The organism is Wolbachia endosymbiont (group A) of Bombylius major (assembly GCF_947251895.1).
Classification (GTDB): Bacteria; Pseudomonadota; Alphaproteobacteria; order Rickettsiales; family Anaplasmataceae; genus Wolbachia; species Wolbachia pipientis.
In genome coordinates this window covers 1,228,300-1,241,622 of record NZ_OX366395.1, presented here as the reverse complement: position 1 = coordinate 1,241,622, position 13,323 = coordinate 1,228,300, and the positions used below count along the sequence as shown (strand labels likewise).

8 protein-coding genes and 1 pseudogene are annotated in these 13,323 nt (G+C 36.6%); 5 read left to right on the top strand and 4 right to left on the bottom strand.

Translation table 11 applies throughout. The features are described 5' to 3' along the window. Position 1 precedes the first annotated feature (1 nt). Together OPR49_RS05935 and OPR49_RS05930 are read left to right on the top strand one after the other, a co-directional pair. Positions 2-3,112 carry an AIR synthase-related protein gene (locus OPR49_RS05935; RefSeq protein WP_265026941.1) on the top strand — a complete coding sequence of 1,037 codons (3,111 nt, stop codon included), beginning with the start codon at positions 2-4 and terminating at the stop codon, positions 3,110-3,112. A 95-nt stretch (positions 3,113-3,207) separates the two neighbouring features. Beyond that, on the top strand, positions 3,208-3,762 hold the full coding sequence (locus tag OPR49_RS05930; RefSeq protein ID WP_265026940.1) for a hypothetical protein: 555 nt from the start codon (positions 3,208-3,210) through the stop codon (positions 3,760-3,762). A 205-nt stretch (positions 3,763-3,967) separates the two neighbouring features. Here the strand turns inward: OPR49_RS05930 and OPR49_RS05925 are convergent, their stop codons facing one another. Continuing rightward, complete coding sequence (locus OPR49_RS05925; RefSeq protein ID WP_265026710.1) at positions 3,968-4,936, bottom strand: transposase; 969 nt, start codon at positions 4,934-4,936, stop codon at positions 3,968-3,970. Positions 4,937-5,687: 751 nt separating this feature from the next. On the opposite strand from OPR49_RS05925, the gene uvrA reads away from it, so the two are divergent. From uvrA to OPR49_RS05910, 3 genes and pseudogenes are all read left to right on the top strand, one after another. Next, a complete protein-coding gene (uvrA, locus tag OPR49_RS05920; RefSeq protein ID WP_265026939.1) occupies positions 5,688-8,483 on the top strand; it encodes an excinuclease ABC subunit UvrA in 2,796 nt (931 codons plus the stop codon). A gap of 159 nt (positions 8,484-8,642) precedes the next feature. Further along, entirely contained in the window at positions 8,643-9,182 is a 540-nt protein-coding gene (locus OPR49_RS05915) for a hypothetical protein (protein WP_265026938.1), read from the top strand. Positions 9,183-9,297: 115 nt separating this feature from the next. Continuing rightward, positions 9,298-10,029, top strand: a pseudogene (locus tag OPR49_RS05910) (ComF family protein). Positions 10,030-10,217: 188 nt separating this feature from the next. Here OPR49_RS05910 and murE read toward each other — a convergent pair. From murE to OPR49_RS05895, 3 genes are read right to left on the bottom strand one after another with little or no spacing between them, the layout of a single operon-like run. Continuing rightward, positions 10,218-11,777, bottom strand: coding sequence for a UDP-N-acetylmuramoyl-L-alanyl-D-glutamate--2,6-diaminopimelate ligase (gene murE / locus OPR49_RS05905; RefSeq protein WP_265026937.1), 1,560 nt, complete (start codon positions 11,775-11,777; stop codon positions 10,218-10,220). Continuing rightward, the gene (gene metC, locus OPR49_RS05900; protein ID WP_265026936.1) at positions 11,752-12,993 is read right to left on the bottom strand and encodes a cystathionine beta-lyase; all 1,242 of its coding nucleotides are present in this window, start codon (positions 12,991-12,993) and stop codon (positions 11,752-11,754) included. The genes murE and metC overlap by 26 nt, the downstream gene beginning before the upstream one ends. A gap of 7 nt (positions 12,994-13,000) precedes the next feature. Next, the gene (locus OPR49_RS05895) at positions 13,001-13,285 is read right to left on the bottom strand and encodes a BolA family protein (RefSeq protein WP_077188332.1); all 285 of its coding nucleotides are present in this window, start codon (positions 13,283-13,285) and stop codon (positions 13,001-13,003) included. Between the last annotated feature and the right edge of the window lie 38 nt (positions 13,286-13,323).

Below are 13,323 nucleotides of genomic sequence, written 5' to 3'. Positions count from 1 at the left end.
CATGATAAACATCAGAATAGAAGTTTTAAATAAATGTGAGCAAGTTGGCTGCAGATGGTTAGTCAACGTTTACTCGATTTATATACACAAAGAATTACCACCAAAATTATATGAAGAAATTTGTGAGCTATTTTATAATAAAGTCATACAAGACTGCCGTTACTATTCCTACAATGAAAATCTTGAAGAAGTTCAGTATGATTTCATAGAACCACGAGCAAAGTGGGGCTTGGAAATAAGCTTTTTACCTGGCATGACCGATAATGTAGGCAACACAGCGAAACAAATTGTTAGAGAATATTTAATAAACAAGGACTACATTGATGAAAATGTTTATATCAAAACAAGAAGTTCAAAATTGATTCTAAGTCAAGCAACTGAAGATGATATAAAACAAGAATTCAACCCTATCACTGAGTATTGCACGCTTATCTGTAAAGAAAATAATAACTATAGCTGGAAATATTATGGTAAATTGAATACCCCACCTGGTGTCATCCCAGTGCCCAGACACTGGGATCCAGAAAATTTCAAGCAATTGTATAATGAAAACTGGATTCCAGTGTCAAGCACTGGAATGACAGAGGGGGAAACAGGAATGACAGAAGGGAGAGCTGGAGATACCCACTCCGGTGTCATTCCAGCGCGTGACCAGGAAAAAAAAGAATGGATCCCAGTGTCAAGCACTGGGATGACAGAAAAAAAGGCTGAGATGACAGAAGAGAGCACTGGAATGACACCAGATGGTAAGTCCGTTGACCTCAATGTAAGTGACCAAGAACTTGAGAAAATCAGCAGAGATGGAATCGATGGTAATGGCACTTTAGGGCTCTCGCTGGCAGCAATGAAAGCTATAAAGGATTACTTTAAAAAACTTAATAGAAATCCATATGATATTGAACTTGAGTCCCTAGCACAAACTTGGTCTGAACATTGCAAGCACAACATTTTCTCCTCTCCCATTGATGAAATAAAAGATGGCCTATACGCACATTATATTAAGCGTGCAACGCGTGAGATAAATTCTGACATATGCGTGTCAGTTTTCTCCGACAATGCCGGAGGAATAATTTTTAATGACGATTACTTAATCGTAGATAAAGTTGAAACTCACAATAGCCCTTCAGCGCTTGATCCGTTTGGTGGAGCAATGACTGGGGTACTTGGAGTAAATCGTGATATAGTTGGTTTCGGTAAAGGCGCAGAGCCTATAATGAATACCTATTACTTTTGCTTTGCCAAAGAAGCAAAAGGCAAATTTTATAGGGATAAAGAGCGCACTGATGAGATCTTACCGCCAAAATATATAATGAAAGAAGTGATTCACGGTGTTAATGTTGCTGGCAACTGTTCTGGTATTCCAACACAACTTGGATCGGTATATTTTGACGATAGATTTTGTGGCAAGCCGTTAGTCTTTGTTGGCAGTGTCGGAATTATTCCGCGCAGTATAAATAATGTACCTTCACACATCAAAGGGCCTAAAAACGGCGATAAAATCGTAATTATTGGTGGAAGAGTTGGAAGAGATGGAATTCACGGTGCAACGTTTTCTTCAGAGGCTTTGTCAGGAAACAGCCCTTCAACGATTGTGCAAATTGGCGACCCCATAACACAAAAAAAACTATCCAATGCCGTCATAAAAGCAAGAGAGCTTGGTCTTTATAATGCAATAACGGATAATGGAGCAGGCGGTCTATCATCGTCCATTGGTGAAATGGGAAAAGACGGATTTGAAGTTGATTTGAGCAAGGTTCTCCTTAAAAACGATGGTATGGCTCCGTGGGAAATATGGATATCAGAATCACAAGAGAGAATGACCTTAGCAGTGCCAGAAGAAAATCTCCCTATGTTTAAACAAATCATGAAAAAACATGATGTGGAGGTTTGTATGATTGGAGAATTCAATGATAGCAAGAGGGCTAAGGTTCAACTCTCTTCTTCTCCACCAATAATGGACATCGAAACTGAATTTCTGCATGATGGTAATCCCAAAGTGCATTTACAGACAAAGCCGTGGACTGGAGAATGGATCCCAGTGTCAGCTACTTGCATGACATCAAGCCAAGAAACTGAACTAAAAGAAATGCTGAGCAGACCAAACATTTGCAGCAAAGAGTTCATAGTGGTGCAATATGATCATGAGGTTCAAGGGTCGTCAGTGCTGAAACCACTGCAGGGCAAGGGAAGAGTGTGCAGTGAAGCTATTGTTTCAAGACCAATCCTTTCTTCAAATAAAGGTGTTGTAAAATCGCAAGGATTTGGCTCAAGTTATGGAGAAATTGACACTTATCACATGGCAGCATGTGCGATTGACACTGCCATACGCAACTACGTAGCTGCAGGAGGAAATATAAATCATCTAGCGTTGCTTGACAATTTTTGTTGGTGTGATGCTTATAATCCAGAAAGGTTGTGGCAACTAAAGAGAGCTGCAGAGGCTTGTTACGACTTTGCAACTGCATTTAAAACACCATTCATATCCGGAAAAGACAGTATGTTCAATGACTTCAAGGGATATGATGAAAATGGCGAGAAAGTGATAATCTCTGCACCACCTTCATTACTCATCTCAGCAATTGGAATTATAGAAAATATTGAAAATGCGGTATCGCTTGATGTGAAAATGCCGGGAGACTTGATATATGTACTTGGAGAAACACTTGATGAACTTGGTAGATCTGAATATCAGTTATATAGTGGAATAGGTAATAACAACGTACCAAAAGTTGATGCAAAGAGCGCTAGGAAGTTGTATGAGCGTTACAACCAGGCAATAAAAGATGGCATAATTGCCTCTGCAATTGCACCAAACTTAGGCGGATTAATTATTGCTCTGGCAAAATCACTAATTGCAGGAGACCTTGGTGCTGAAATCGATCTTTCACTAGTGCCAATAGGAGAAACACAAAATACAGACATAATAAACAAGATAATAATGTTTTCTGAATCGCAAAGTAGAATCTTGGTTACTATTGCACCACAAAGCCAGAAGAGGTTTGAAGAATTGTTTAAAGGTGTAGTTTTTTCATGCATTGGTAAAGTAACAGAGAAAAAGGTGCTAAACATAAAGGATGTTTTAAAAGTAGATCTGAAAGATGTGGCATGCTAATATAAAATATTTTTCTTATTATGCTAAATAACTCTTTTACTATATGTAATGTTTATTTAGAATGAATGTATGTTATTAATTTTGGGTAGGTAATTATGTCTATTTTATCGATACTCCTGTTTATCAGTCTTTCTTTACTCAACACTTCAAATAAATTGATGATATGTGCTGCCTTATTTGTGGGAGCTGCTTTAGTTGTAAATTCAATAGTTGAATTTTATGGCAAAAGTAAAGCTACGTACAGTTTAATAGTGTGTACAGTGCTATGTTGTGTTTTTAAATTGCAAAGTTTTAGTTTGATGATATTGATTTCATATACTGCAATTTTAGTCTCTCTTCTCTCAAGCATAATTATTTTTGAAAAATTGAAGTCCAAGTTGAATTTTCATATGGCAAATTTCATTACTTTAATTATAGCATCAGTGGTTGATAGTGCCGTTGTATGTGTTGGATTACTATACAAATTTTCTGCAGGTAAATGCTTATCAATATATATTAGAGATTTAATTTTTAAGTTTTCTTATGCGTCAGTATTGAGCATCTGCTTGTTTGTAGGAATGTATTTATTTTGCTTGGCGAACAAAAAGATACTGTCTTTACTGTCAATAAATTATTTAGCTAAAAAGGATAAAAAACAACAAAAAACTTAATTTAGCCTTCTATACATCAATGTAACTGTGTATAAGTACTTTGAGTTTGTGTAGGCGTACTTATACACAGTTACACTAGCTATTCACCAGGCAGTTTTGTTTAAAGTCAAAGTAAAATGATACAATGTAATCTACTATAGTACCAACACTTTAGGCATGGTGCTCTATACTAAGTGCTCAAAAGTGTTGAGTATAACTGTTAACATTATTTTACCAAATCACCATTGAATGGTTGATTCTTTTTAAGAATACCAAAAAATATATGCATTAGTTTTCTCATTAACGCAACAATTATAACCATTGAACATTTTCTTTTATTTGCTAAACGCTGGCAAAATTTTTGAAAGTGAGGATTACGGTTTTTGACTACTATAGCTGGCATATAAAGAGCCTTGCGGATACGCTCGGATCCTATTTTACATATTCTACTTTTTTTACTGACAGATGAACCTGATTGGTAATATTCAGGATTTAGACCGGCAAAGGCTGTAAATTGTCTAGCATTATCAAAATTATCAACAGATGGCATTTCTGCAACGATAGCAACAGCAGTAAGATGTCCTATACCTTTTACAGTCTTGATGTTTTCTATCATATTTTTTAGGTGTGAATGGTTATTAACATGCTCACAAATCTCTTTTTCTATAGCAGAAATTTCTGTTTCTATTGTAGCAACTACTTCAAGTATGGCTTGCTTACAACGGTAATCCATATTTTTATTTTCCAAGCGATTCATCTGTTGTAACTTGTCGTCTTTAAGTGCTTGCAAACAACGATAGAGATCTCTTAAACGCTTGATTTCAGTAGGAGCAGGTTTCCAAAGATTAGGTTTATTAGCAATACAAAACCTAGCAATCATGGCAGCATCTGACTTATCTGTTTTGTTTCTGAGTAGCTCACTTTTGCCAAAAGCCTTGATTTGAGCAGGGTTTACCACACTTACATTATGTCCAAGGTCATACATAAAAATAATTATATCTTCACTGTAACAACCAGTCGCTTCTAGGCAGAGATGAATAAGGACTGCTCCGTGATTATTACACCAAGCTACAAGCTTTTCAAAACCTTCCTTGTTATTGCGAAAAACTTTATGTCGCTCTTTACTGCCTATCAATAAACAAACATCAAATTTTTTTTTAGCAATATCTACACCTAAAATAACATTTGCTTGCATAAACCAGCCTCCAAAACTATAAATAAAGTTGAGAGTTAGACTAACCTTGTGATACGGGATATAATTCCAAAGATACTGTTCTGTCTTTTAACTCTATATGGGAAGGGAGCAAAATCTTTTTGTCAGCCTTTTTGGCATAAGTAATTTATCGGCTTCACCTTCCCTGCAAGACATTTTAGCTACAATGCCCTACTCCTTGAAGATACAAGTATTTTAAGATTTCCACATAACCTGTTTTCTGATATAGCTAAATTGACTTTGGGTCCTGGGGGTGTATTTGGTGCGTAACAACAGTTTAGAATTTATAGGTAGCCTAAACCCACAACTGTACAAACATTATGATTTGAGCCTATCAGGGAGGTGTCATTCCAGTCTGGAATCCAGAAATTTTGCTTATAACTGAGCTGATGAGCTAAAGGTAGTTGTCTTACGCTAAAACAAACGTTTTTAATTAAGTTGCATAGAACCAGTGTCTGGGCACTTGGATGACACCCCACTGGTGGGAATTGCTCCTAAACTACAACGTTCGTACAGCTATGTGCTTGACACTGGGATGACATCATAGGGGCCACTGGCCTACTTAACCGTCATACCGTCGCGGTATCTCAGCCGCTAACAAGTAGCGGAATGACGATTTATCAAACGCTGCCTAATTTTCCGTAACAGTTGAAAAAATCAATAGAAAATCAATATATCACTATAAATTCACGTATTTTGAGGCTATAATGATTAATACGCTATATGGTATAATATGGACGATTTTATCAGAGTTAAGGGCGCAAGGGAACATAATCTGCAAGGTGTAGACGTCAATATACCGAAAAATAAGCTGGTTGTTATAACTGGGCTTAGTGGTTCTGGCAAGTCTAGCCTTGCTTTTGATACAATTTATGCGGAAGGCCAACGCCGGTACGTTGAAAGCCTATCAGCTTACGCACGTCAATTTCTCAACATTCAGGATAAACCAGATGTTGAGTCGATTACAGGTCTTTCTCCTGCAATATCTATCAACCAGAAATCTATCTCAAAAAATCCAAGGTCAACCGTTGGAACTGTTACCGAAATTTACGATTACTTGCGCTTAGTATATGCACGAATAGGAGTTCCTTATTCACCTGCAACTGGATTACCAATAACAAAACAAACGGTGTCTCAAATTGTAGATACTATAATTGCGTTACCTTTAGAAACTAAGATATATATACTTGCCCCTGTTGTGCGTGGTAGAAAGGGAGAACATCTTAAAGAGATATTGGAAATTAAAAGACAAGGTTACGTAAGGTTCAAAATAGATGGTGAAGTGTACAATGTAGATGACTTGCCTAAACTCGATAAGAACAAGAAACACGACGTTTTTGTGGTTGCAGATAGAATATCAATATTGGGCGATATAGGAAATCGACTGCCAAGTAGTATAGAATCCGCACTAAAACTTGGTAATGGTCTAATGTATGTAGAAATAGTAAACCTACCTGACAACCATAATTCCGAGTATAAAAATGGTCAAATTCTGACTTTTTCAGAGAATTTTGCATGCCCCGAGTCTGGTTTCACTCTTGAGGAAATAGAACCAAGATTATTTTCTTTTAACAGCCCTTACGGTGCATGTGGTTCGTGTAATGGGCTTGGTAAAAAACTAAGTGTTGATATAAAGCTAATAGTACCGGATGAAACTCTTTCAATATCTGAGGGTGCTTTAAAGCCAGTGGGATCAATGTTCCGTCAAGTGCACACAGGTTATGGATTTCTAAAAAGTGCAATTCTATCACTGGCTGAAAACTACAAATTTAACCTTGATATTCCGTGGAAGAACATAGATCAAGAAGTAAAAGATATGATACTCTTTGGCTTCGGTAAATTTCAAGGTTTGGTCAGTATCTTAGAAAACCAGATGGATTATGATGAAACGCTTGTTGAGCGATATTGCTCTGTTACTCACTGCAGAGAATGCACTGGCTATAGATTGAGAAAAGAAGCGCTTACAGTAAAAATTGATAGCAAACATATAGGTGAAATATCAGGGCTTAGTATCGATGAATCCCTTAAGTGGTTTGAAAATTTGTCAGACAAGCTCACAGAACAACAGAAGCAAATCTCAAATAAAATACTAAGTGAAATAATCAAGAGGCTAACATTTTTAAAGAATGTAGGGTTGAATTACCTAACGCTTGATCGAGAATCTAGCACTCTCTCTGGCGGCGAGAGTCAGAGGATCAGACTTGCTTCGCAAATTGGCTCAGGATTAACGGGGGTTTTATATGTTCTTGATGAACCCTCGATTGGCCTTCATCAATGTGATAATGATCGGTTAATTGCCACACTAAAAAACTTAAGAGACATGGGTAACACTGTAATCGTTGTTGAGCATGATGAAGATACAATAATGGCTGCTGATTATGCGATTGATATTGGTCCTGGAGCTGGCGTAAATGGTGGAAAAGTTGTTGCAGAAGGAACACCAGACCAGGTGCAAAGAAATTCAGGGAGCATAACAGGGCAATATTTGAGTGGAGAGAAAAAAATTTTAATTCCAAGGAGAAGAAAGCAAGCAACTCAGTTCATAAAAGTAATAAATGCATGTGAAAATAACTTAAAAAATGTAAACGTTAAATTTCCTATAGGGAATCTTATTTGTGTTACTGGAATATCAGGAGGAGGAAAATCAAGTTTAGTCATAGAAACGTTATATAAATATTCAGCACATAAGATACATCATTCGTCTGCAAGGTATGGCCAATGCGATAAGATAGAAGGTCTTGAATACGTAGATAAAATTATAGAAGTTGATCAGTCGCCAATTGGTAGAACTCCGGCGTCAAATCCAGCAACATATGTTGGTATGTTCACTCATATAAGAAATTGGTTTGCTGGTCTTCCAGAGTCAAAAGCAAGGGGATATAATATAGGCCGATTTTCATTTAATACCAGAGGGGGAAGGTGTGAGGCTTGTAAGGGTGATGGGCACTTAAAGATAGAGATGCATTTTCTACCGGACGTTTATGTGAAGTGTGAGCAATGTAAAGGGCGAAGGTATAATCGGGAAACATTGGAAGTTACTTATAAAGAAAAATCAATCTCTGATGTGCTTGATATGACGATAGATCAAGCTTGTGGTTTTTTTGAAAACCTTCCAATGGTAAAAGAAAAGTTGGTTTCTTTGCAGGAAGTGGGACTTGGCTATATAAAACTCGGACAGTCGTCAACAACGTTGTCTGGGGGTGAAGCACAACGAATAAAGCTGTCCAAAGAACTATCAAAACGATTTACCGGAAGAACATTGTATATTCTTGATGAACCAACAACTGGATTACACTTTGAAGATATAAATAACTTACTAAAAATACTCCATAGATTAGTCGATCTGGGAAACACTGTTATAGTTATCGAGCACAATTTGCACGTTATAAAAACTGCAGATTATATAATAGACATCGGACCAGAGGGCGGAATAAAAGGCGGAGAAGTGATTGCTACTGGAACTCCAGAAGAAGTGGTAAAAATTCCAGAAAGTGTTACAGGCAGGTATCTTAAAACATATTTATTATAAACTATTTCTTAATCATTATTGACTATGTTGCATATTTATGATTTGGAGAGGGTAATGTAAGTATATCGATACTTTAGAAGGTACGTTGAATATGGAGTTGTACCTGCTAAGAGAGCAAAAAATTACACACTAGTTCTAGAAGATAGTTTCTATAAATCTGTGCATTATGTTGATAATGTATTAGGACCTGTAAAAGATGTAATTTGTGGAGTTGAGAGTAAAGACGATTATAACAAGTATTATAAAAACAATGATAATTGTGAATACGTGGGTTACAGAGCAGAGAAAGTGTATTCATTCTGTGCACTGAGTGCTATTTTAGCAGCCAGCATAATATTGCAGCCTTTATTTTTGTTAGTGGCATATTCGTCATACTTACCAATTAAGTTGTTGTCAAAAACAACAGGGAACTATTGTTTAAAAGCAAGTACACAATCATTAGTTGATCATTCAAATGCATTTTTAAGTGCTGGGCAAGAGTGTGCTAGTGCAGTAGCTAGAGTATTTAACAAGATTGTAAATTATGCTTGCGCTGCTATCGTTTGGGCTGACGCGTCAATCATAACGCCACTTATGTGGGCTTGTGACAAAGCGCAAAGTAAGTTGAGTGAAATACAGGAGCCAGAAAAACATCAATTCTTATCTAAGGATAATTCAAAGACTACTTCAGTCAATGGTATACCACAAACTGAGTTATAAGTTCTGCTTTTCAGCAGCATGAACTATATTGAAATGGAATAAAAAGTGAAAGAGTGTAAGCTTAAGTTACTTTAGCTATACTATATAAATTATTTTATAATATATTTAATGAGTTGTGAACCTTCTCTTACTAAAAAAAGCTACAAATCTCATATTTCCAAGCGTATGCGTAAGTTGCGAATGTATCATTGATGAAAATCTTAATCTGTGTAGTGAATGCAACAAAAAAATCAATTTTCTAACTAAGCATTACTGCAATGTTTGTGGCGTAGTAATCTCAGACAATATTTATACGTGTGGCAAGTGCATCATCAATCCTCCACCGTTTAAAGTATTAAGATCAGTTTTTGCTTATGATCAACATAGTAGAAACATGATTATAAATTTCAAATTTTTTGATAATTTGAATTACGTAAAAATCTATGCAAAGTGAATACACCAAGCTAATCAGGATACATTTCAGAACGCAGAGATCATAATTCCTATACCGTTACATAAAATGCGCTTGTTTAAACGTAAATATAATCAAGCAGCACTGCTTGCAAAAGAATTGAGTAAGTTGTCCAATTTATCCTATACGCCATTTGCAATAAAACGCCTTCGCCATACTGCGCCTCAAGCTGGTCTTTCACTTAAACAGCGTGAAAAAAACTTAAAGAAGGCTTTTAAAACAAGCAACAAGAAAATTATCAAAAATAAAATCGTGATATTAGTTGATGATGTGGTAACAACCGGAGCAACTGTAAGATCTTGCTCTCAGGAAATTTTAAACTCCGGTGCAAAAGAAGTGAGAGTGCTATCACTTGCAAGAACGGTAAATGATTGGACCTCTTGCATAAAAAATTAGCAGTCAGTGTCATCCAAGTAGCTTGACTACTTGGATCTATTTTTTTCTAGATTCCAACGCCAGCGTCACGCACATAGCTGTACGAACATTGTTTGCCAAGGAGGGTGTCATCCCAGTGCTTGACACTGGGATGACATCACTTTTGCTTCAATATTCGCACATTAGCGGAGGTAAGCCCATTGCGAAAATCAGCAGGTTAAAACGTGATTTTTAATAACTTCAACATCACTAAATTCAAAAGTTTGGTTGCCTATAATTTGAAATTTCTCATTTCCCTTTCCTGCAACTAGCAGAATCATACCCTCGTTATAGGCAATATCTACGCCTTTCTCTATAGCTTCTCTCCTACCTCCTATCTCCAGTGCATCAGGGCAATGTAGCAAAATATCGTGGCGAATTTTTGCCGGATCTTCATCACGCGGATTATCATCTGTAATTATTACTTTATCTGCATACATTTGTGCTATTTTGCCCATTTCTGAACGTTTCGTCTGATCGCGATTTCCACCACAACCAAAAACTAGAATTATTTTTTTATTGAAGTGCCATTTTAAAGATAATAGGGCTTGTTTAAGCGCACTTGGAGTGTGCGCGTAATCCACAAATGCAAAAGGTTCTACTTTCTCCATTCTTCCCAGTGGAGAAACGAGTTTGTCTATAGATATTTCTCTGTAATTTAATCCAGATATACCAATTGCACATAGCAGGTTATATGCCTGAAACTGCCCCAAAATTTGGAAAAACGTCTCATGAATTTCATCACCAATTTTAATTGTCAGGTATTGACCATCAGGAGTTGGTATCTGCTTTAATAAAGTAATGTTAGAGCCTGTTTTTCCATAGGTGATAACTTTGTTGCTGCGTTTTTCAGCTATTTTAAGCAATGCATGGTACTCATTTATATCCGCATTTAAAATTACTGTTTTTCCTTCTGGTAATACCTCGTAAAACAGCCTTTTTTTAGTTTCTAAATATTCACCAAGATTTTTATGGTAATCTAAATGATCTTGCGAGAAATTAGTAAAAGCTGCAGCACTCAACTTTAATCCATGGATTCTGTATTGATCAATCCCATGACTTGATGATTCCAACACTAAGTGTTCTACACTTATACCACGCAATGTTGCGTAAAGGTCTTCTGCACCTGGAGTGGTAAGGCTGTTGCTATTACCTTTTCTGCCATTATTGATGCATGTTCCAAGTGTTCCAATAGACGCAGCATTATAGCCAGAGTTTTGCCAGATCTGGCGGCAAAATTCTACTACTGAAGTTTTACCATTTGTACCAGTTACAGCAGCAACATATTTGGGCTGTTTGAATTGATAAAACCTGCTGACTATTTCGCTGTATATTTCTTGAGGGTTTGGGTGGTCAAGCACTGCAAAACTCGGAGTATTTGTCATGCAAGTAGCTGACACTGGAATCCAGTTTTTATTATGCAATTGCTTAGTGTGTTCATTTGCAATTAAATTTTCTGGATCCAAGTAGTCAAGCACTGGGATGACATCTTTTTTGGTTCCTTGTATGACAACGTCTACACAGTCGTGTGCGTGATACTGGGATTCAGTAGGAAAAATCTGGATACATGCTGGTTTTCTAGATTCCAGCGTCACGCGCTGGAATGACACCGCAGACACACAAACAAAAAGATAACCTTCCTTTACTCTATTGGGATTACATGTAACGCCCTTGATTTCAATATCAAAGTTAACATCAATAATGTTATGCAGTAACTCTCTCAGTTTCATGTTTTACTCTGCCAGTTTTAGTGTTCAAACATGGCAACCTTGCTAGTGCAGCATTTAAATCAGAGATTAAATCTTCAGGATCTTCCAGTCCACAAAATATCCGTATAAAACTTCCACCATAATCTGAATTCATTACAGATCTTGACATAGATCTACGATCTACTGGTAATATCAAACTGTCGCACCCTCCCCAAGAAGCACCGATACCAAAAATTTTCATATGATCAACCATGCAGCTTAGTTCTTCACATGAATATTCTCTACCCAATACTATACTGAATACGCCGCTTGCTCCTTTAAAGTAACTTTTCCATAATTCGTGTTGAGGATGGGAGGGAAGTGCTGGATACAAAACTTTTTTGATTTTTGAATGTTTTTCTAGCCACTTTGCCACTTCCATTGCTGTATTTTGGTGCCTTTTCATACGTGTGTACAATGTTCTAAGTCCCCTATGTGCAAGGTAGCAGTCGTGCGATTGAATGGTTACTCCATAATTTTTATAGCTCTCATAAAGCAATTTAAAAATTTCACCTTCAGCAATAATAGCCCCCATCAATAAGTCTGAGTGACCGGCTAGATACTTTGTCACCGCATATAGTGCAACATCAATTCCATAATCAAGCGGCTTAAATAACAAAGGAGTGGCCCATGAATTGTCGCAAACGGTTACGATTCCACGTTCTTTAGCAACTTTTACTATATGCTCTATATTCGAAATCTCAAACGTTACAGAACCAGGAGTCTCGATCATTATCAATGAAGTATTACTCTGAATTAAGTCAGTTATATCCTGTGTTGGATCATAAAAAGTTACTTCTATTCCCCTTTTTGGTAGCTCATTTTCGGCAAATCTCTTGAGTCGGTAATAACTGTTATCCTGAATTAAAACATGAGAACCTGCTTTAGTGAAAGTCAAAATAGCAAAAGTAAGTGCAAATAGTCCGGAAGGGTAGATTAACGCTTGTCCACTCCCTTCAATTTCAGCAAGTGCATTTGAAAGATAATGGACAGTGGGAGTACCAACATTACTATAGCTGTAATCTCTTGCAACACCATCGTTGATTACATCGTATATACTTTCTCCATTTGCTGCATTTAAGTAGCCCTTGTAAGTAGGGAATAATATGGTAGAAGAATGATAAACTGGCGGGTTCATAGAACCTTTATAGTCATTAAATTTTCTTCCTGCTTTAACTAATAAAGACTCTTCCTTCACATTTTTATTATTTATTTTTTAAATTGTACTCATCTTGCGTATACAAGTGAAGAGAAATTGCATGTATTAGCTCTATCTCACCCTTCAATAACTCATAAATCAACTTGTGTCTTTTTAGAACGCTCATTCCAATGAAGCCGTCAGATATTAATATTAATTTAATGTGCGAAGGTAATGTTGAAGATGAAGCAAAGTAATGATCAGCATGCTTTGCTGATTCATCGATAATGTTGATATCAATTACATCTATCGAATCGCGTATCTTTTCTTCTATTGTTTTAATAATATCCATAATGGTTTCTTTAAGCAACAATATGCTCCTCTTGTCAT